The sequence below is a fragment of the Streptomyces sp. NRRL S-118 genome (assembly GCF_000716335.1).
Classification (GTDB): domain Bacteria; phylum Actinomycetota; class Actinomycetes; order Streptomycetales; family Streptomycetaceae; genus Streptomyces.
On sequence record NZ_JOBL01000099.1, the window covers coordinates 71375 to 91158 of the forward strand.

Below are 19784 nucleotides of genomic sequence, written 5' to 3' on the forward strand. Positions count from 1 at the left end.
CTGCGACGGCGGTCACGGTGTTCGGGGCCTCCCAGGTCGCGGAGTCGTCGTTCGAATCCGCGTACGGCGCGACGATGCTTGCACGAGCCTCGGGGGGTGACGCAAGTCCTGCGTTACTGATGGGTCACCATGTCCGGTATGGGCAGTGGGCGTTTCTCGATGGCGGCTGCCATGACCTCCGGGAAGTGGTCGGGCGTGCAGGCGAACGCGGGCGCGCCCAGCGCGGCGAGCGCGGCCGCGTGCTCGCGGTCGTACGCCGGCGCCCCTTCGTCGGACAGCGCGAGCAGGGCGACGAACTGCACTCCTGACGCTTTCATCGCCGCCACGCGCTTGAGCATCTCGTCGCGGATCCCGCCCTCGTAGAGGTCGCTGATCAGGACGACGACGGTGTCGGCGGGGCGGGTGATCCGCGACTGGCAGTAGGCCAGCGCCCTGTTGATGTCGGTGCCGCCGCCGAGCTGGGTGCCGAAGAGGACGTCGACCGGGTCGTCGAGTTGGTCGGTGAGGTCGACGACGGCGGTGTCGAAGACGACGAGCCGCGTCGCGATCGACCGCATGGACGCCAGCACCGCGCCGAACACCGAGGCGTACACGACCGACGCCGCCATCGAACCGGACTGGTCGATGCACAGGACGACGTCCTTCGTCACGGACTGCGAGGCCCGTCCGTATCCGACCAGCCGCTCCGGCACCACGGTGCCGTACTCCGGGAGGTAGTTGCTCAGGTTCGCCCGGATCGTACGGTTCCAATCGATGTCCCGGTGGCGCGGCCGGCTGACGCGCGCGCTGCGGTCCAGCGCGCCGGTCAGCGTGGCGCGGGTCCGGGTGGCGAGCCGCTTCTCCAGGTCCTCGACGACCTTGCGGACGACGGCACGGGCCGTCTCCTTCGTCGTCTCGGGCATCGCCTTGGTGAGCGACAGCAGCGTGCCGACGAGGTGGACGTCGGCCTCGACGGCTTCCAGCATCTCCGGTTCCAGCAGCAGGGCGGACAAGCCGAGCCGGTCGATCGCGTCACGCTGCATGACCTGGACGACGGAGCTCGGGAAGTACGTGCGGATGTCACCGAGCCAGCGCGCGACGGACGGTGCCGACGCACCGAGTCCCGCCGAACGGTCCCGTCCGGCGCGGTCCTGGCCGCCGCCCTCGCCGTACAGGGCGCCCAGCGCGCCGTCCATGGCGGCGTCCGTCCCGGTGAGCGTGCGGCCGGTGCCGTCGGCCGCTCCGCCGCCGAGCACCAGCCGCCAGCGCCGCAGCCGCTCGTCCTCACGGTCGCTCATCGTCCCGCCCCCACCCGCTCGTCGTTCTCCACGCCGTCCCCGCCATTCCCGGCGTCCCCGCCGTTCGCGCCATCTCCGCCGTCCCCGGCTTCCGGGTCGCCCGTGCCGAGCAGCAGCCGTACGAGCGGCACCACCGCGTCCGCCCGCGCCTCGTCCAGCCCCGGGCCGAATCCGGGCGCGCCCGGCTGGACGGTGCCTCCCCCCGTCGGGGCACCGGCCGCCGGGCCGCGCCGCACCAGCTCGCCCAGGGTGCGCCGGACTCCCGGTTCGTACGTCCCGAACGTCCGTCGCAGCAGCGGCAGGACGTCGGTGAACGCGTCCGCCGGGACTCCGGTCAGCCAGGCGTCGACCAGGCCGAGCAGCCGCTCGTCGTGGACGAGAAGCATGCCGCCGCCGGAAGAGCCGGAGGCGCCCGGGCCGCCGCCGACGAACCCTTCGATCCAGGCGGCCGCCTCGCCCGGCGGCGTCCCGGGCGAGAGGGCGAGCCCCATCAGCCGGGCGGCCTCGTCCTCGGCGAGCCGCCCGTCGTCCAGCAGCAGGCGGGCGGCCCGCCCGCGGATCACACCCGGGACGCTGTCCCGGCCGGTGAGCGCGCGCAGGACGGCGCTCCAGCGGGCGGTCACCTCGTCGCCGTCCGGGAGGAGCCGGATCGCGGTGTGGACGCCGTCGAGGTGACCGCGCATCCCGGCGGCGCCGTCCGCGTCGAGGCCGGTGCACGCGGGCGGCAGGCCGACGCATATGCGCAGGGCGAGCCCGGTGGCGACCCCGGCGAGCGCGGCCGTGTCGGTGGACCGCACGTCGCCGTACCGCAGGGAGCGGGCCAGCGCGGGCAGCGCCTGGGCGAGGTGACGCACGTCCGCGTCGAGCGCGGCCCGGTCGGCGAGGGCCCGCATCACCACGGGCAGCGCGTCGGGCAGCGCGGCCAGCAGGCACCGCTCGGCGAGGGCGGTGACCTCCGCGAGGGCGGTCGCCGACACCGCCTCGGTCTCCGCCTTGGCGGTGGCGGCGGCGAGGACCGTGGTGCCCCACACGCCGGCCTCGGCGACCCGCACGTGCAGCTCCGGCTGCCAGCGCAGCCGCCAGCTCTCCCGGAACGTGCCCGTGCTGCCGCGGCCGGTCACCGGCTCGCCCCAGGCGACACCCAGCAGCCGGAGCCGGTGCAGCAGCCGGCTGCGCTCCGCGTCCGTCTCCTTGCGCAGGTCGAGGTCGAGTTCCCGCTCCAGCGCCTCCGGCCTGAGGCGCAGCGTGCGCTGGAGCCGGGTCAGGTCGCGCTGCAGGGGCACGGCGGGCGCGGTGTCCGGCACCTCGCCGAGCGCGTCGCCGACGATCAGGCGGTCCCTGATGAGGTCGAGCGGCACCTCGGAGCCGTCGCACATCACCGCCCGCACGGCGTCCATCGTCTCGGTGAGCCCGGCGACCGGACGGCCGCGCAGCGCGGCGAGCGTCCCGGCGAGCCGTACGGCCTCGATGACATGGGCGGAGGAGACGATCCGGTCCTCCTCGCGCAGCAGGCCGGCGATCCTCGTCAGCCAGCGCTCGACGGGCCGGTCCGGCGCGCTGAACAGGTGCCCGTACCAGCCGGGTGAGTCGATGCCCGCGCCGTACCCGCTGTGGCGTGCGAGCCGCCTGTGCGTCCAGGGCACCCAGGTGATCTCGGTCTTCACCTTGGGCAGGCCCTTCAGGAGGGCCCGGTCCGCGGTGGCGGTGGTCCTCGCGGCCAGCGCGGGCACGTGCCAGGCGCCGCACACCACGGCCACGCCGTCGCCGTACGTCTTGCGGGCGGCGCGCAGCTGGAGCCGCATGTACGCCTCGCGGATCAGGTCGCGGGGATGGCCGCCGTGCCCGTACGCCTCGCGCAGCGCCGTCATGGCCTCGGCGAGGCCGGTGAACACCGCGACGGGGTCACCGTCCCGGCCGCCGTCCGGGGGGCCGTGGCGTGCGGAGACCGGGCCGCGGTGCTCGACGACGTCCTCCCACCAGCGCTCCGGGTCGTCGTACCCGGCGGTCTCGGCGAGCACCGCCAGGGGGTCGACCCGTACGCCGTCGGCCTCCTCCTCGTCGCCGTCCCCCCAGGTGGGGTCGGCCGCCATGGCCAGCGAGTGCGTGGCGGGCAGGTCGATGAAGCGGACGGGCACGCCGTGGTCGAGCGCCCAGCGGACGGCGACCCACTCCGGCGAGAAGTCGGCCAGGGGCCAGAAAGCCGCCCGGCCGGGGTCGTCCACGGCGTGTGCGAGCAGGGCGACGGGCGGCCGCATGTGCTCGTCAGCGGCGAGCGGGAGCAGCGCGTCGCCCTCGGGCGGGCCTTCGACCAGTACGGCCGGGGGCTTCGCCGCGTCCAGCGCGGCCTTGACCGCGCGGGCCGATCCCGGCCCGTGGTGCCGCACGCCGAGCAGCAGTGCTTCCCCGGCGGGCGTCCGTCCCGCCCGCGTCACGCCGAGACCTCCCTGCACGCGCGGTAGAAGTCCTTCCATCCGTCCCGCTCGCGGACGACCGTCTCCAGGTACTCCTGCCAGATGACGTGGTCCGCCGCCGGGTCGCGGACGACGGCGCCGAGGATCCCGGCGGCCACGTCGCCGGGGCGCAGCACGCCGTCGCCGAAGTGGGCCGCGAGTGCGAGGCCGTTGGTGACGACGGAGATGGCCTCGGCCGTGGACAGTGTCCCGGAAGGGGACTTGAGCTTGGTGCGGCCGTCGGCGGTGACGCCGTCGCGCAGCTCGCGGAAGACGGTGACGACCCGCCGGATCTCGTCGATACCCTCCGGTGCGGCGGGCAGGTCGAGGGAGCGGCCCATCTGGTCGACGCGCCGCGAGACGATGTCGACCTCGGCCTCGGGGGTCGCGGGCAGCGGCAGGACGACGGTGTTGAAGCGGCGGCGCAGGGCGCTGGACAGGTCGTTGACGCCGCGGTCGCGGTCGTTCGCCGTGGCGATCAGGTTGAAGCCCCGTACCGCCTGGACCTCCTGTCCCAGTTCCGGGATGGGCAGCGTCTTCTCGGACAGGATCGTGATGAGCGTGTCCTGCACGTCGGCGGGGATGCGGGTGAGCTCCTCCACGCGGGCGGTCATGCCGTCGGCCATGGCGCGCATCACCGGGCTGGGCACCAGCGCGTCGCGGCTCGGACCGTGGGCGAGCAGCCGGGCGTAGTTCCACCCGTAGCGGATGGCTTCCTCGGGGGTGCCGGCGGTGCCCTGCACGAGCAGGGTGGAGTCCCCGCTGACGGCCGCGGCGAGGTGCTCGGAGACCCAGGTCTTCGCGGTGCCGGGCACGCCGAGGAGGAGCAGGGCGCGGTCGGTGGCGAGGGTGGTGACGGCGACTTCGACGATGCGGCGCGGTCCCACGTACTTCGGTGTGATGACGGTGCCGTCGGGCAGGGTGCCGCCGAGCAGATAGGTGGCGACGGCCCAGGGCGAGAGCCGCCAGCGGGCCGGGCGGGGCCGGTCGTCCGCCGCTGCGAGCGCCGCGAGTTCGTCCGCGAACGCGTCCTCTGCGTGCGGCCGCAGGGCCTCGCCACCGGTCTCCCCGAGCTGGCCCGTGCGGCTCCCCCCGCTGGTGGCCGCGGCGCCGTGGGCGCCCTGCGCCGGGGTGTTCGCGATGGCTTCGGTCGTTTCGGGCACGGTCATGGATCCCCCTCCGGATCGTGTGCGACCGGGTGTGGGATCCACCGTGCACCATGCCACTGACAATCGACCGTTTCCGCAGGTGGAGGGCGGAAACGGCCGATCGGGGGAGCGTCAGCCGGCCATCGGTGAGAGCGCGTTGCAGCCGGCCGCCGCGGCGACGCCCTTGCCCGACTTCTCGTCGAGGACCTTGCCCTTGTGCGTGATCTTGCAGGAGACCTCGGAGCCGTTGACGTCGACGGCCACCGGCATGACGAGCGGGGCCTCGATACCGCGCAGCTTCACCGTCTTCTTCCACGGCAGCGCCGGCTTCTGCACCGATTCCAGCTTCGGGTTGGTGGCGTCACCGCCGCCGGCGTTGTACTCGATGGAGTCGATGCCCTTGCCGTCGACCTCGTACGTGACCTCGTACTCCTCGTTCACGGCCTTGTCGACCTGCTTCGTCGCCTCGTCGGCGACACCGGAGCAGGCGCCGAGAGCGAGCGCGAGCCCGCCGGCGATGACCGTCGAGACGACGGAGCGGCTGATGCGGTTCATGGGTACCCCCCGGGGCGAGTTGACTGACATGCGCAGGCAACAGTAAAAGGGGGGCAAAGTCAACTGGCTTATGGCGCAACGACATTGCAGGTCAGGGCCGATTGTCAGTGGTGGGTCCTACCGTCGTGAGCATGAATCAGCAGGGGGTGCGCTGGACGGCGGAACAGGTGCTGGCCCTGGCTCCTGACGACGCCTCGCGCAAAGCGGGCAGCAGACTCGGCGCGGCCGGGCCGTGGTCGGAGGCGGGCAGCGGCGGCGGGGGCGCCGTGTGGGGTCTGTGCAAGGGCAGCGGGAGCAGGCCGTACCGGACGGTCGTCGACACCACCGGCCCGGCGTTCCATTGCAGTTGTCCGAGCCGCAAGTTTCCGTGCAAGCACGCGCTGGGGCTGCTGCTGCTCTGGTCGTCGGACGAGCGGGCCGTGCCGGACACCGCCGGCGCCGACGTGCCGCAGTGGGCCGAGGAGTGGCTCGCGGGGCGCCGTGCCCGCGCCGCGGGCGGCGCAGAAGGGGACGCCGCCGGAGGCCCGGCCGCCAGGGCCGTGGACCCCGAGGCGGCGCGGCGCCGGGCCGCCCGGCGTGCCGCGCGCATCACCGCGGGGGCGCAGGAGCTGGAGCAGCGGCTGGCGGACCTGCTGCGCGGCGGGCTCGCCTCCGCCGACCGGTCGGGATACGGGCTGTGGGAGGAGACCGCGGCCCGGATGGTCGACGCGCAGGCGCCCGGACTGGCCGGGCGGGCCAGGGAGCTGGGCGCGATACCCGGATCGGGTCCGGGCTGGCCCGTGCGGCTGCTGGAGGAGTGCGCGCTGACGCACCTGCTCGGCCGGGCCTGGCTCGGCATCGAGCGTCTGCCGGCGCCGCTCGCGGCGACCGTCCGCACCCGCGTCGGGCTCACCGCGCCCGCCGGCGGCCCGGCGGTACGCGACCGCTGGACGGTCCTCGCCCAGTACGACACGTGGGACGGCAAACTGACCACGCGCCGCATCTGGCTGTACGGGCAGGGCAGCGGGCGCACGGCGCTGTTGCTGTCCTTCGGGGCCGCGGGCCGGGCGCCGCAGCTGGCCCTGCCCGTGGGCGTCGTCGTCGACGCCGAGGTCACACCGCACGCGGGCGCCGGGCAGCTGCGGGCGGAGCTCGGCGAGCAGTTCTCCGCGCCCGTCCCGGCCGCCGGCCCGCCGCCGGGCGGCACGGCCGCCGACGCCCTCGCCGCGTACGGGCACGCGCTGCGGGAGGACCCGTGGCTGGAGTCCTGGCCGGTCACGCTCTCCGACGTCGTACCGGTGCCGTCGGGGGACGGCGGCTGGCAACTGGCCGATGCCCGCGGAGCCGGTGCGGAGGGGGCCGCCCTGCCGGTCGCCGCCGCAGCGCTCGGCCGGGCCGGCCTGTGGCGGCTGGTCGCCCTGTCCGGCGGCGGCCCGGTCACCGTCTTCGGCGAATGCGGGCACCGCGGCTTCACACCGCTCGCCGCGTGGGCCCCGGACGCGCCCGAGACCGTCGCGCTGACCTGACGTACGGAGGACGCCATGACCACCACCACATCCTGGGACGACCTCGTCACCTGCGCGCTGCTCGGCACCGAGCGGCGCGCGCCGGGCGCCGACGTCATGGCCGCCGCGGACGGCAAGGACGCGTCCGAGGCGCTGCTGGACGCCGCCGCGCTGCACACGGTGCGGCGCAGGGCGGGCCTCCTCCCGGCACCCGCCGTGCCCGCCGCCGCGCGGCCCGAGCCGGCCCCGCACGATCCTCGGCCGCCCGTACCGGAAGCGGCCCGGCGCCGGCTCGCCCAGCTCCTCGCCGACCGGTCCGGCCCTTCGCAGGGCGGCGGCCGGCGCGGCGCCGCGCCCGACCTCACCGAACTGCTGCCGCAGTGGCTCGCGGCGGCGAACGAGCGCGGGTACCGGGCGCCGGCGTCCCTGCTGCCCGCCCTGCTCGACACCGCCCGGGCCCGCACCGACCTCCGGCCGCAGGCGCTGGCTTTCGCCGGGCCGCGCGGGCTGTGGCTGGCCCGGCTCAACCCGGAGTGGAGATTCGCCCTGCGCGGCGCCTCCGCCGGTGCCGCGCTGCCCGCGCCCGAGGACGCCGAGGCCGTGCGGCGACTGTGGGACGAGGGGCTGTTCGCCGAACGGGTCGCCCTGCTGGGGGCGGTACGCGCCCACGACCCTCAGGCCGCGCTCACCCTGCTGTCCTCGACCTGGCCGACCGAGCGGGCCGAGGACCGGCTGATGTTCCTCGACTCCCTGCGCACCGGTCTCTCCGACGGCGACGAGGCGTTCCTGGAGCAGGCCCTCACCGACCGCAGCCGCAACGTCCGCGCCACGGCGGCCGAGCTGCTGTCCGCGCTGCCGCGGTCGGCACTCGCGGGCCGCATGGCCAACCGGGCCGCGTCCTGCATCAGCCTCGACCGCACCGGGCCCGCCGCCATGATCTCCGTCGAGGCGCCGCACGAATGCGACGCGGGCATGCAGCGCGACGGCGTCGTGCCCCACCCGCCCGCCGGCCGCGGCGAGAGGTCGTGGTGGCTGGGCCAGCTGATGGAGGCCGCACCGCTGCGCGTATGGCCGGCGCGGCTCGGCGGGCGCACGCCCGACGAGATCATCGCGCTGCCCGTCGCCGACGACTGGCGCGACGAGCTGCACGCCGCGTGGTGCCGCGCCGCGGTCCGGCAGCGCGACGCGGCCTGGTCCCGCGCGCTGCTGGGCCCGCCGGCCACGCCCCCGGCATCGCTGGCCGAGCGGTCGCAGTTGCTGTCCACCCTCACCGCGGACGAACGGGCCGCGTGGGTCGCCGACTTCATCGCCGCGCACGGCCTGTCGGAGGCGTTCCAGCTCCTCGGCGTCTGCGCGGTGCCCTGGGCGGAGCCGCTGGGCCGCGCGGTGGTCGACGCGCTGGACATCGCCCGCGACGCCGGCAGCTACCCGTGGAGCTTCAGCGGCGTGATGGGCCTCGCGGAACGGTGCCTCCACCCGGACGAGGCGACCCGCCTCGAAGTCCTGACGGCCATACCGGACGAACCCGAGGGCGCGTCTCCCGGCGCGGGCGGCTACTGGTCGGAAGCCTTCCAGCGCCTGGTCGCCACGCTCCGCTTCCGCGCCACGATGCACGCGGAACTGGCTTCGTGAGCCTGCCCGCCCCACCAGGGGAGGGCGACGGTGGAGGGCGACGGCAGCGGAGCGTGGGGGTGTGGTCGCCCATGGAACGACCGACCTCGCGCGAAGCGCGGGGACCGAGAGTCCGACCGCCCCCACCGAAGCCGCCGGCACCCGCCCCGCGCCCACCGGAGCGAAGCCCCGGCCCGGCCGCCGGGGGCGGCGCCGCAGAGGAAGAACCGGACCGGACAACCCGGGGCCGGAAGATGCCGTGCCGAAAGGAGGCGCTGCGGAACGTGCAGGACTGCACAGCACCCGCCACCGGACGCCATCGGGCTGGAAGGAACCGGAGCCGCACGCCGCACGCGCCGGTACGGACCCGGAGTCGCCCCGCGGCGGAAGCGCACGGCATCCGGACCGGACGGCACCGGCGCCGGACAGCCATCACGACCCGGCACCACCCGACGGCACCACGAACCGGACGGCACCACGAACCGGACGGCACCACGAACCGGACGGCACCACGAACCGGACGGCACCACGAAACCGGACGGCACCGGAGCCGGAGGGTCCGGAGCCCGAAGGCCCCGGGGGCGGTCACACGTCGCTGGCGACCCGGACGTTGGCGTTGACCCAGTCGACGATCGACGCCGTCGTCGCGCCCGGCGTGAAGATCTCCGCCACACCCTTCTCCTTCAGCGGCGCGATGTCCGCGTCCGGAATGATCCCGCCGCCGAAGACCTTGATGTCCTCCGCGTCCCGCTCCTTGAGGAGCTCCAGGACCTTCGCGAAGAGCGTGTTGTGCGCGCCCGAGAGGATCGACAGGCCGATCGCGTCCGCGTCCTCCTGGATCGCCGTGTCCACGATCTGCTCCGGCGTCTGGTGCAGGCCGGTGTAGATGACCTCCATACCGGCGTCACGCAGCGCCCGCGCGATCACCTTGGCCCCGCGATCGTGGCCGTCGAGACCCGGCTTGGCCACCACCACGCGGATCGGACCGGTCACACCCATCACTGCCTCCACATGCGTCCCCCGTACCTGATCCCGGGGAGGTGAACGAACGTTATCGACAGCATCCCGCACGCTGCCGTTTCACGGTGCAGAGCGAGGGGGAAATCACACGTGGGACATGTTCGCCGCGTGTCGCGCCCGCCCGGAGCGGCCCCTCGGCCGTCGGCGGGGCGGTCGCGAGGGGAGCCGCACCGCATCGCCGCACCACATCGCTGCGCCACGCCGCCGCACCACGCCGCCGTACCGCCCCCGTGCCGCGGGGCCGCCGCGGCACGGCGCCGGGGCAGGGCGCCCCACGAGGGCATACGGGGGACCGAGCCGTGCCTCGCGTGCCGGTTCGGGAGGTCGAACTCGGCCATGAGGCTCATCGCGCTGTTCAAGGCCACCGCCCTGGAGCTGGCCGTCCTCGCCTGTCATCTGGTCCTCTACCCCACCGGTATCGCCCCGGAACGGCGTCCCGGCCCGGCCGGGAGGCGCGCCACCGGGCGGCCGCCCGTGGTGCTGCTGCACGGGTTCATCGACAACCGCTCCGTGTTCGTCCTGCTGCGCCGCTCGCTCGCCCGGCACGGCCGGAAGCACCTGGAGTCGCTCAACTACTCCCCCCTCACCTGCGATCTCCGCGTCGCCGCGGAGCTGCTCGGCCGGCACGTCGAGGACATCTGCGCCCGCACCGGGCACCACGAGGTGGACGTCGTGGGGCACAGCCTGGGCGGTCTCATCGCCCGGTACTACGTGCAGCGGCTGGGCGGCGACCGGCGCGTACGGATCCTGGTCACGCTGGGCACACCGCACGCCGGCACCACCGTCGCCCCGCTCGCCGGTGCGCATCCCCTGGTGCGCCAGATGCGTCCGGGATCGACCGTCCTGCGGGAGTTGAGCGAGCCCGCACCGCGGTGCCGTACGCGCTTCGTCAGTTTCTGGAGCGACCTCGACCGGATCATGGTCCCCGTCGAGACGGCGCGCCTGGATCATCCCGACCTGATCGTGCAGAACATCCGGGTCACCGGCATCGGCCACCTCGCGCTGCCCGTCCACCCCGCGGTCGCGGCCGAGGTGCGCCAGGTGCTCGAGTCCGACGAGCCGACCGCCGGAACGGTGGATTCCGTGTCCGTGGCGTGACCTCGCCACCCCTTCTATCGAACGGATTTCGAACGTACGGCCAAGGCTCTGTGTGCACTCCGCCGAAAGGCGGCTGAATGCCCGTTTCCCGCAAGCCCAAACTTCCCGGAAGATTGTCGCTTGCGCGTACCGCCGGGTACAGTCGCGCCCACGCTTTCCCCTCTGGGTCCCCCTTCCGGAACCGTGCCCAGACCTGGTCCTGCTGCCGAGGCGAGAGAGAAGTTGGTGAACGACCAGCACCCCCACGCCGGGTACGTCGGAGACGACGCCCTCACCACGGGCAGCTACAGCACTGGCAGTTACACCACGGGCACGTACGACACCGGCAGTTACGAGACCGGCAGCTTCGCGACCGACCCGCTCTTCGGCACCCTCCCCGGGACCGAGACCTGCAACGGCGGGTACCAGACCGGGTATCAGACCGGCTACCAGACCGGATACCAGACCGGCTACGCCCACCACAGCGGCCAGTACGACAGCACGCAGTGGACCGGCGAGACGACCGGATACGTCGAGTACTCCGAGCACACCGGCCAGTGGGACGCGAGCGTCTGGAACGGCAACAGCCAAGCGCAGTACGACACCGGCGCGTACGACGCGACCGCCTGGCACTACGCCCCCACCGAGACCTACGTCCCGGAGCAGTACGACTACGCGGCCACCGCGGACGCGTCGGGAGTGGAGTCCCTGCCGGACGAACCCGAGCCGCTGGTCACGCCGGAGCTTCAGGAGTCGCTGGAGCCGGCCGTCGAGCCGGGGCCGGAGGCCGAGCTCGAGCCGGAGCCGGAGCCGGAGTTCGCAGCGCAGCACGAAGCCATGACGGTGACCGCCCCCGTGGTGGCCGCCCCGCGCCCCGCCCGCCGCGCCGGATCGGGCGGCAGCCGCGGCCGGCGCCGTACCCCCGCGAAGCGTTCCGCGCTCCTCACCGTCGCGGTGCCGTCCGCCTGCGTGATGGGCGTCGCCGGAATCGCGGCCGCCTCGGTCAGCGGTCTCACCGAGGAGGCGAAGCCCGAGGCCAAGCCGGTCACCGCCGCCGACACCGCCTCGGTCCAGACGGTCGCCGCGAACAGCGCCCTGGACACCCAGCTCGCCGCGCTCAGCGCCGACGCCCGTGACTTCGGCGACCGCGCCAGCCGCACCCAGGAACGCATCGACCTCAAGGCCCGCCAGGAGGCGGAGCGCAAGAAGCGCGAGGAGGAGGCCGCACGCCGGGAGGCGCTGCGCCCCAAGTTCGCGCTGCCCGTCCAACTGCACCAGCTCAGCGCGCAGTACGGGCAGGCCGGCGTCAACTGGATGTCGCTGCACACCGGTATCGACTTCCCCGTGCAGTACGGCACGCCGGTGATGGCCGCCACCGACGGCACCGTCCGCACCCAGTGGAACAGCGCCTACGGCAACATGGCGATCGTGACCGCCAAGGACGGCACCGAGACCTGGTACTGCCACCTCAGCAGCACCAAGTTCCGCTCCGGCGAGGTCAAGGCCGGTGAGGTCATCGCGTACTCCGGCAACTCCGGCAACTCCACCGGTCCGCACCTCCACTTCGAGGTCCGGCCGGGCGGCGGCTCCGCCATCGACCCGCTCCCGTGGCTGCGCAGCCACGGCCTCGACCCGACGAGCTGACGGACACCGGGGTTCCCGTCCCGGGAACCGCCCCCGGCCGGGAGACCGTTCCGCCGGGGAAACCGCCCCGCCCAGGAGACCACCCCCGCCCCGCCCGGAAGCCTCCCCCGCCCGGTCAACCGCCCGCACGGAAACCTCCCCCGCCCGGGGGACCGTCCCCGCACGGTCACCGTCCCGCGCGGGAACCGGGCGAGGCCGCCCGGGTCAGGGCCCCCCGGGGCCGGGCTACAGCTTCTCGACCGGCGCGTACCGCAGCAGCAGGCGCTTGGGCTTGTCGTCCCCGAAGTCGATCGTCGCCTGGGCGTCCGCGCCCGCGCCCGTCACGGCCATGACGGTCCCGAGCCCGAACTGGTCGTGCGTCACCCGGTCCCCGACCGCCAGCGAGATCACCGGCTTGTCCGTCGTACGCCGCGTGGCGAAGCCCGACGGGCCGGAACGGGACCGGGAGGACGAGAGCGAGGAGGTGATCCCGGCGGCCGGACCGCTCGCCGGCTTCGCCATCGCGCCGGTGCGCTTCCACTCCAGGTGCTGGGCGGGAATCTCCTCCAGGAACCGCGAGGGCGGGTTGTAGGAGGGCTGCCCCCACGCGCTGCGCATGGACGACCGGGTGAGGTAGAGCCGCTCGCGGGCGCGCGTGATGCCCACGTACGCCAGGCGCCGCTCCTCCTCCAGCTCCTTGGTCTGGCCGAGGGCACGCATGTGCGGGAAGACGCCGTCCTCCATGCCGGTGAGGAACACCACGGGGAACTCCAGGCCCTTGGCGGTGTGCAGCGTCATCAGCGTGATGACGCCGGAGCCCTCCTCGTCCTCGTCCGGGATCTGGTCGGAGTCGGCGACCAGCGCGACCTGCTCCAGGAACTCCGCCAGGGTGCCGGGCTCCTCGCCGCGCTCCTGCTCGAACTCCAGCGCCACGGCGGCGAGCTCCTGCAGGTTCTCGATGCGGGTCTCGTCCTGGGGGTCCGTGGAGGCCTGGAGCTCGGCGAGGTATCCGGTGCGCTCGAGCACCGCCTCGAGGACCACGGCCGGTCCGGCGCCGGACTCGGCGATCGTCCGCAGCTCGTCCAGGAGCGTGTTGAACCGCTTCACGGCGTTGGCCGAGCGCGCCGCCATGCCGTAGGCCTCGTCGACGCGCCGCAGCGCCTGCGGGAAGGTGATCTTCTCGCGGAGCGCCAGCGCTTCGACCATCGCCTCGGCGCGCTCACCGATACCGCGCTTGGGCACGTTGAGGATGCGGCGCAGCGGGACGCTGTCCTCCGGGTTGGCCAGCACGCGCAGGTAGGCCAGGACGTCCCGGACCTCCTTGCGCTCGTAGAAGCGGACGCCTCCGACGACCTTGTAGGGCAGTCCGACCCGGATGAAGATCTCTTCGAAGACACGGGACTGGGCGTTCGTGCGGTAGAAGACGGCGACGTCACCGGCCTTGGCCTCGCCCGCGTCCGTCAGCCGGTCGATCTCGTCGGCGACGAACTGTGCCTCGTCGTGCTCGGTGTCCGCGACGTACCCGGTGATGCGCGAGCCGGCGCCGGCGTTCGTCCACAGGTTCTTGGGGCGGCGGCTCTCGTTGCGCTCGATCACCGCGTTCGCGGCGGAGAGGATCGTCTGGGTGGAGCGGTAGTTCTGCTCCAGCAGGATCGTGGTGGCGTCCGGGTAATCCTCCTCGAACTGGAGGATGTTGCGGATGGTCGCGCCGCGGAAGGCGTAGATCGACTGGTCGGCGTCACCGACGACGCACAGCTCCGCCGGGCCGAGGTCCTCGTACCCGGTGCCCACCAGCTCGCGCACGAGCGTGTACTGGGCGTGGTTGGTGTCCTGGTACTCGTCGACGAGGACGTGCCGGAAGCGGCGGCGGTAGTGCTCGGCGACGTCCGGGAACGCCTGGAGCAGGTGGACCGTCGTCATGATGATGTCGTCGAAGTCCAGGGCGTTGGCCTCGCGCAGCCGCGCCTGGTACATCCGGTACGCCTCGGCGAGGGTCTTCTCGAACCCGTCGGCCGCCTGGTCGGCGAAGGTCTCCTCGTCGATCAGCTCGTTCTTCAGGTTGGAGATCTTGGCGCTGAACGACTTCGGCGGGAACTTCTTCGGGTCCAGGTCCAGGTCGCGGCAGACCAGCGCCATCAGCCGCTTGGAGTCGGCGGCGTCGTAGATCGAGAAGGACGACGTGAAGCCGAGCCGCTTGGACTCGCGGCGCAGGATGCGGACGCACGCGCTGTGGAAGGTCATCACCCACATGGCGTTGGCGCGCGGTCCGACGAGCTGCTCGACGCGCTCCTTCATCTCGCCGGCGGCCTTGTTGGTGAAGGTGATCGCCAGTATCTGGCCCGGGTGGACGTTCCGCGTGGCCAGCAGATGGGCGATGCGGTGGGTCAGCACCCTGGTCTTGCCGGACCCGGCACCGGCGACGATGAGCAGCGGTGAGCCGGTGTGGACGACGGCCGCGCGCTGCTGGTCGTTCAGCCCCTCCAGCAGCGCTGCGGGATCGACGACGGTGCGCGGCGCGCCGTCGCGGTGGTACGCGTCACGGGCCGGGGGCACGTCGAAGCGATCCCCGAAGAGGTCGTGCGGAACCTCCTCCGGGGCCGGTCGGTGGTCCTCGGAGTCCTCCGGGGGCGGCGGCTCCTCCGAGGTGTGGTTCCGGAGGTCCGCCAGGAAGCTGTCGTCAAAGAGGCTGCTCATCGCCTATCGAGTCTAGGCGGCCCCACTGACAGCCGTGGCCGAACGGCCTCCGTCACCTTCGGTTACCATTACCGGACAGTAGCCGCAAGGTCACGAAAATGTATCCGACATATCGAACATCATCCTTCACAGCACCGCCACAGGTTGGCTAGCGTGCCTGCCCAAGCGGACCGTCCCCTCATCGGCGAACCACGCCGATCGGCCGCCCACGCCGCATCCGCCCTCCCCGCCATGGGAGTTCGGAACCGGGAACCCACTCTGCACCGTGGGGTGAATCGGCCGTATCAGCGGACCGTAGGGCACCTTCCGTTCGCCCGAACCCGCCGGCTGACCCGGTAGGCGGTCCACGGAAGGAGATGCCGGCCTTGGCGTCGCATCGCAAGCCGCGCAGCCGCACCACCCGCACGTTCGGTACGAGCTCCCCCGCCGTCGGGGTCACGACGGCCGCCATCGCCTCGGTCACCACCCTGCTGTCCGCGCAGTCCGCCGGCGCCGCGCCGGGCCGCCCGTCGGTCGAAGAGGTGGAGAGGAAGGTCGACGACCTCTACCGGCAGGCCGGTACCGCGACGCAGCAGTACAACAAGGCCCAGGAGGCCGGCGAGCAGCAGCGCACGGGTGAGGACGTGCTCGACGAGGCCGCGAAGCGTACGCGGGCGCTGAACGAGTCCCGCCGCGTGCTGGGCGCCTACGCGGCGGCGCAGTCCCGCTCGGGCGGTGCCGGCCCGTCCGCGGCCCTGCTCCTCACGGACGCCCCGCAGCCGTTCGCCGACCGGGCGCGGCTGACGGGGCGCACCGCCGAGCAGCGGCGCGAGCAGGTCACCGAGCTCCGGACGCAGCAGGCCGACGCGGCCGGACAGCGGGCCGAGACGAACGAGCGGCGAGCAGCGGCCACCGGGCAGCCGGCCGAGACGACAAGGAGCCCGGAGGCGCTCCCCGACTCCCAGGCGTCGCTGCAGGCCGGCAAGGAGGCGGTGCAGCGGAAGCTGGCCGAGGCGCGCGCCCTGCTGGCGCGGCTGACGGCCGAGGAGCGCGCGCGCCTGGAGCGGGGGCGCGGGGCGGACGCCCGGCACCCGGCCGAGGGGAAGGCGTGCGCCGCGGTGGAAGCGGCCCGCGAGCACCAGGAGCAGGAGCACCAGGAGCACCAGGACCCGCGGCCGGCTCAGGGGGAGCCGGGCTGGACCGGCGGCGCCGGTGCGGCCGACAGCGGCTACACCGCCAAGGCGGACAAGGTGCTGGCCTTCGCCCGCGCCCAGATCGGCAAGCCGTACGTCTGGGGCGCCACGGGCCCCAGCTCGTACGACTGCTCCGGGCTGACCCAGGCCGCGTGGAAGGCGGCGGGCGTCGATCTCCCGCGCACCACCTGGGAGCAGGTCGAGGCCGGCACGCCCGTCGCCTTGGAGGACCTGCGCCCCGGCGACCTGGTGTTCTTCTACGACGACATCAGCCACGTGGGCATCTACCTGGGCGACGGCATGATGATCCACGCGCCCGAGCCCGGGGCGAACGTCCGCGAGGAGTCGATCTACTACCTGCCGGTCCACGGCAGTGTGCGCCCGGCCTGAGCCGTCCCGCTCCCGAGCCCCGGCCCCCGACCGGAGCTTGCCCGGCCCCGGGGGCCCGGCCACGGCTGCCCGGGCGGCGGGGGCTCAGGTCCAGCGGCGGGGGCTCAGGTCCAGAGCGTCGCGATGAAGGTGTTGGCGACCGTCAGCCCGCCGACGGCCCCGAACAGCCCCTTCTCCACCCGCTCCTCGTCCCGCTTGACGTAGACCAGGCCCAGGATGACGACCAGGATCGCCAGCTTCACGCCGATCTTGATGTTGTTCACGGTCTGGTCGTCCGCCTGGTTCAGCCCCACCAGTGCCACGCCGGTGATCAGCATGGTCAGCGCGCCGTGCAGCATGGCGGGCGTGAAGCGCGCCGTACCCGCGCCCATGGCCTTCATCTGGGTCAGGAAGCCGCCCAGGAGGGAGGCGATGCCGATGATGTGCAGCGCGACGAAGACATTGATGAGTACGTCCATGGGCCGGAGCCTAACCGCGGCCATAGCACGCGCTTCCGGTCAGGGTTGCCTCATTCGTCGCATCGGTCACGGCTGATACGGAATAAGGGATTCCAGGCGCAGTGCCCTCCCCGCTTCCCGACCCGGAACTCTCACCTGCGGCCAATAACGGTCACTCTCCCCCACCCCCGTGACGCCCGGGATTAGCGTCCTCCCCCAGGTGGCCGGCTCTCCCCACCGCCGTCTCCCTACTCCCGGGCGGCAGCCGGCCACCCCGCCGACGTACCGACGGGAAGGGACCGCCCCCGTGGCAGCGCACCGCAGACCGAGACAGCGCCCGCCGAGCGGATCGGCGGCCGGCCGCACCGCCGTCATCCTGGCGCTCACCGGGGCGGCCACCGCCACCGCCTTCGAGGGCGCCGGGCACGCCGATCCCCGCCTCACCCCCGCTCAGGTCAAGGCTCGGGTGGACCGGCTCTACCAGGAGGCCGAGGAGGCCACCGAGCGGTACAACGGCGCGAAGGAGAAGGCCGACGAGGCCCGCGCCTCCCTCGACACCCTGCGCGACGAGGCCGCCCGCCGCACCGAGCGCCTCAACGCCGCCCGCAACGGCCTGGGGTCGATCGCCACCGCCCAGTACCGCGACGGCGGACTCGGTCTCGGACCGGTCCTCCAGCTCGCCCTCTCCGCCGACCCGGACAGGTACCTCGACAGCGCCGCCTTCGCCCGGCTGGCCGGCGACCGCCAGGCCGACGCGGTCGCCGCGGTCCGCCACGAGCTGACCGGGATCGCGCAGGTACGGGCCGAGTCCGGAGGGCACCTGCGGGAACTGGAGGCCCGCCGGGCGGAGCTGAGCCGCCACAAGTCCACGATCCGGGGCAAGCTCACCGCCGCCGAGAAGCTCCTCGCCCGGCTCACCGCGGCCGAGCGCGCCCGGTACGCCGACGGCGTCGGCGCGGAGGCCGGGGCCGGCGACCGGACCGGGGAACGCGCCACGCGCGACACCGCCCCGCGCGGCCCCGTCCGGGCGCCGAACGCACGCGCCGCTCAGGCGGTCTCGTACGCGTACGGCGCTCTCGGCAAGCCGTACGTGTGGGGGGCGACCGGGCCGTCGGCCTACGACTGCTCGGGCCTGACCCAGGCCGCCTGGCGCTCCGCCGGGGTCTCCCTGCCGCGCACCACGTACACCCAGATCAACGCCGGGCAGCGCATCCCCCGCTCCGCACTCGCTCCTGGTGACCTGGTGTTCTTCTACTCCGGCATCAGCCACGTCGGCCTCTACATCGGCGGCGGCAGGATGATCCACGCCCCTCGGCCCGGCGCGCCCGTACGGATCGCCCCGATCGACGAGATGCCCTGGGCCGGGGCGACCCGGTTCGCGTAGCCGCCGGACGCTCGTCACCGCGCGGCTGCACACGGCCGCAGCCACAACCGCGCCCGGCGGCCGCAGCCACAGCCCGGTCCGAGCCCGGCGGCCGCGACCGCAGCCCGGTCCGGTCCGGCGCCGCTACCGGCGCGTGCGGGAGGAGGCCGGCACCTCACCGGCGTGACCACCCACGAGGTGCCCTCCGGCGCCGGCCCCGAAGTCCTCGTCGCCGCCTGTGCCGCCGCCCCCGCCGGTGTACGGGCCGTTGTCCGCCGGGGCCTCGCGCATCCGCATCGTCAGCCACTCGAAGACGGACGGCACCTCCCGTACCCAGGTGCTCGTACGGTGGCCGCCCGATACCTGGCGCACGTCGATCCGGGTCGGCGGCCGGGAGACGCCCCTCAGGTCCAGGCCCTGCTGGTACCCGTCGCGCCCGTCCCCGGTGAACAGCATGGTGACCGGCGGCGGCACCGGCGCCGCCTTGAGCATGTTGAGCGGGTTGTGGTCGTGCCGCAGCCGCGGGTCCCTGCCGGTGAGCGACGACGCCTCGGCGCCCGGGTCGTTGTAGCCGGACATGCTGATCGCGTAGCCGTACCGGTCCGGGTGCGCGACCGTCAGCTTCGCGGCGCAATGCGCGCCCGCCGAGAAGCCGGCGACGGCCCACCCGTCGGGCGTGTCGACCGCGCGGAAGGTGTCGATGACCATCTTGCGCACATCGACGCTCAGCCACGACTCCGCGTTGACCTTGCCGGGGATGTTGGCGCAGCCGGTGTCGGTGTCGCCGAGCAGCGTGGACCGCGGGGAGACCAGGATGAAGGGGGCGACCTTGCCCTCCCGCATGAGCGGCTCCAGCTGCTCGCTCGCGTGCAGGCTTCCGAACCAGGACTTCGGTGAGCCGGGGAAGCCGGAGAGCAGCTCGACGACCGGGAACTTCCTGTCCCGGTAGGCCGGGTCGTGGTACTGCGGCGGCAGCCACACGTACACCTCCGCCTCCACCCCGGAGATCCGGCCCTTCAGGGTGGTGCGCTGCACGCCGCTGCCCAGGGCGGGGTCGTCCACGGCCTCGAAGGGCTGGCGGACCTTCGGCAGGTCGGCGACGCGCCGGCCGCCCGTGCCGTCGGGGCCGAGGTCGATCGCGGAGTCGACGTGGTCGGTGGTGCCGAACAGGTCACCCCAGCTGTCGTACAGGGTGTTGGTGTTGTTCACCGCGACGAACACCACCAGGATCGCCGTGAACTGGGCGAACGCCACCATGCCCAGCCGGGCCGCGCCGCGCACGACGGCCGGGCCCCGCAGGCGGGTCCACAGGGCCAGCGGCAGGAGCACGGCGACCACGGCCAGGACGATCGCGGTCACGAAGAAGGGCGTACCCGTCAGGCTCATCACGGACAGTAGGAGGGGCCCGGGGCCGCGCGGGTTGCCACGGTTATGTACCGGTTACCTCACATAGGCCCCGGCTGCCCCTCAGGGCACCCGGGCC

The 19784-nt window shown here is 73.7% G+C and carries 14 protein-coding genes and 1 riboswitch; of the genes, 6 read left to right on the forward strand and 8 right to left on the reverse strand.

The window, feature by feature from the left end; all coding sequences use genetic code 11:
- Nucleotides 1-113 precede the first annotated feature (113 nt).
- From IH00_RS0100360 to IH00_RS0100375, 4 genes are all read right to left on the reverse strand, one after another.
- Nucleotides 114-1277: a VWA domain-containing protein gene (locus tag IH00_RS0100360; RefSeq protein ID WP_031068207.1), complete on the reverse strand. Its 1164-nt coding sequence runs from the start codon at nucleotides 1275-1277 to the stop codon at nucleotides 114-116.
- Nucleotides 1274-3748: a DUF5682 family protein gene (locus IH00_RS0100365; protein WP_234334714.1), complete on the reverse strand. Its 2475-nt coding sequence runs from the start codon at nucleotides 3746-3748 to the stop codon at nucleotides 1274-1276. The genes IH00_RS0100360 and IH00_RS0100365 overlap by 4 nt, the downstream gene beginning before the upstream one ends.
- A complete protein-coding gene (locus IH00_RS0100370) occupies nucleotides 3706-4896 on the reverse strand; it encodes an ATP-binding protein (protein ID WP_031068212.1) in 1191 nt (396 codons plus the stop codon). Before IH00_RS0100370 ends, IH00_RS0100365 begins: the two co-directional genes overlap by 43 nt.
- Nucleotides 4897-5007: 111 nt before the next feature.
- Nucleotides 5008-5430, reverse strand: a complete 423-nt coding sequence (locus tag IH00_RS0100375) for an MmpS family transport accessory protein (protein ID WP_031068213.1) — start codon at nucleotides 5428-5430, stop codon at nucleotides 5008-5010.
- A gap of 131 nt (nucleotides 5431-5561) precedes the next feature.
- Between IH00_RS0100375 and IH00_RS0100380 the strand changes: the two genes are divergently transcribed.
- Together IH00_RS0100380 and IH00_RS0100385 are read left to right on the forward strand one after the other, a co-directional pair.
- Nucleotides 5562-6935 carry an SWIM zinc finger family protein gene (locus IH00_RS0100380; protein WP_199819664.1) on the forward strand — a complete coding sequence of 458 codons (1374 nt, stop codon included), beginning with the start codon at nucleotides 5562-5564 and terminating at the stop codon, nucleotides 6933-6935.
- A 15-nt stretch (nucleotides 6936-6950) separates the two neighbouring features.
- Nucleotides 6951-8546 carry a DUF5691 domain-containing protein gene (locus tag IH00_RS0100385; protein WP_031068216.1) on the forward strand — a complete coding sequence of 532 codons (1596 nt, stop codon included), beginning with the start codon at nucleotides 6951-6953 and terminating at the stop codon, nucleotides 8544-8546.
- Nucleotides 8547-9110: 564 nt separating this feature from the next.
- Here IH00_RS0100385 and IH00_RS0100390 read toward each other — a convergent pair.
- Nucleotides 9111-9524 carry a coenzyme B12-dependent isobutyryl CoA mutase small subunit gene (locus IH00_RS0100390; RefSeq protein WP_031068218.1) on the reverse strand — a complete coding sequence of 138 codons (414 nt, stop codon included), beginning with the start codon at nucleotides 9522-9524 and terminating at the stop codon, nucleotides 9111-9113.
- A 357-nt stretch (nucleotides 9525-9881) separates the two neighbouring features.
- Here IH00_RS0100390 and IH00_RS0100395 point away from each other — a divergent pair, with 357 nt between their 5' ends.
- Complete coding sequence (locus IH00_RS0100395) at nucleotides 9882-10643, forward strand: esterase/lipase family protein (RefSeq protein WP_031068220.1); 762 nt, start codon at nucleotides 9882-9884, stop codon at nucleotides 10641-10643.
- Nucleotides 10644-10868: 225 nt separating this feature from the next.
- Nucleotides 10869-12266, forward strand: a complete 1398-nt coding sequence (locus IH00_RS0100400; RefSeq protein WP_031068222.1) for a M23 family metallopeptidase — start codon at nucleotides 10869-10871, stop codon at nucleotides 12264-12266.
- A gap of 225 nt (nucleotides 12267-12491) precedes the next feature.
- Here IH00_RS0100400 and pcrA read toward each other — a convergent pair whose 3' ends face one another.
- The gene (pcrA, locus tag IH00_RS0100405; RefSeq protein ID WP_031068224.1) at nucleotides 12492-14939 is read right to left on the reverse strand and encodes a DNA helicase PcrA; all 2448 of its coding nucleotides are present in this window, start codon (nucleotides 14937-14939) and stop codon (nucleotides 12492-12494) included.
- 208 nt (nucleotides 14940-15147) lie between these two features.
- A riboswitch (cyclic di-AMP (ydaO/yuaA leader) is annotated at nucleotides 15148-15297 on the forward strand.
- On the opposite strand from pcrA, the gene IH00_RS0100410 reads away from it, so the two are divergent.
- Complete coding sequence (locus IH00_RS0100410) at nucleotides 15296-16501, forward strand: C40 family peptidase (RefSeq protein ID WP_031068225.1); 1206 nt, start codon at nucleotides 15296-15298, stop codon at nucleotides 16499-16501. (Overlaps the previous riboswitch by 2 nt.)
- Before the next feature lie 104 nt (nucleotides 16502-16605).
- Here the strand turns inward: IH00_RS0100410 and IH00_RS0100415 are convergent, their stop codons facing one another.
- Entirely contained in the window at nucleotides 16606-16959 is a 354-nt protein-coding gene (locus tag IH00_RS0100415) for a hypothetical protein (protein ID WP_031068227.1), read from the reverse strand.
- Nucleotides 16960-17245: 286 nt separating this feature from the next.
- On the opposite strand from IH00_RS0100415, the gene IH00_RS0100420 reads away from it, so the two are divergent.
- Complete coding sequence (locus tag IH00_RS0100420) at nucleotides 17246-18322, forward strand: C40 family peptidase (protein WP_031068228.1); 1077 nt, start codon at nucleotides 17246-17248, stop codon at nucleotides 18320-18322.
- Between the two features lie 123 nt (nucleotides 18323-18445).
- On the opposite strand, the gene IH00_RS0100425 is transcribed toward IH00_RS0100420, so the two are convergent.
- Nucleotides 18446-19687, reverse strand: a complete 1242-nt coding sequence (locus IH00_RS0100425; RefSeq protein WP_063835277.1) for an alpha/beta hydrolase — start codon at nucleotides 19685-19687, stop codon at nucleotides 18446-18448.
- Nucleotides 19688-19784 lie beyond the last annotated feature (97 nt).

Bases quoted from the DNA above. Each gene is read 5' to 3' on its own strand.
- IH00_RS0100360 (WP_031068207.1), bottom strand. From the start codon at position 1,277: ATGAGCGACCGTGAGGACGAGCGGCTGCGGCGCTGGCGGCTGGTGCTC.
- IH00_RS0100365 (WP_234334714.1), bottom strand. From the start codon at position 3,748: ATGGAAGGACTTCTACCGCGCGTGCAGGGAGGTCTCGGCGTGACGCGG.
- IH00_RS0100370 (WP_031068212.1), bottom strand. From the start codon at position 4,896: ATGACCGTGCCCGAAACGACCGAAGCCATCGCGAACACCCCGGCGCAG.
- IH00_RS0100375 (WP_031068213.1), bottom strand. From the start codon at position 5,430: ATGAACCGCATCAGCCGCTCCGTCGTCTCGACGGTCATCGCCGGCGGG.
- IH00_RS0100380 (WP_199819664.1), top strand. From the start codon at position 5,562: ATGAATCAGCAGGGGGTGCGCTGGACGGCGGAACAGGTGCTGGCCCTG.
- IH00_RS0100385 (WP_031068216.1), top strand. From the start codon at position 6,951: ATGACCACCACCACATCCTGGGACGACCTCGTCACCTGCGCGCTGCTC.
- IH00_RS0100390 (WP_031068218.1), bottom strand. From the start codon at position 9,524: ATGGGTGTGACCGGTCCGATCCGCGTGGTGGTGGCCAAGCCGGGTCTC.
- IH00_RS0100395 (WP_031068220.1), top strand. From the start codon at position 9,882: ATGAGGCTCATCGCGCTGTTCAAGGCCACCGCCCTGGAGCTGGCCGTC.
- pcrA (WP_031068224.1), bottom strand. From the start codon at position 14,939: ATGAGCAGCCTCTTTGACGACAGCTTCCTGGCGGACCTCCGGAACCAC.
- IH00_RS0100410 (WP_031068225.1), top strand. From the start codon at position 15,296: ATGCCGGCCTTGGCGTCGCATCGCAAGCCGCGCAGCCGCACCACCCGC.
- IH00_RS0100415 (WP_031068227.1), bottom strand. From the start codon at position 16,959: ATGGACGTACTCATCAATGTCTTCGTCGCGCTGCACATCATCGGCATC.
- IH00_RS0100425 (WP_063835277.1), bottom strand. From the start codon at position 19,687: ATGAGCCTGACGGGTACGCCCTTCTTCGTGACCGCGATCGTCCTGGCC.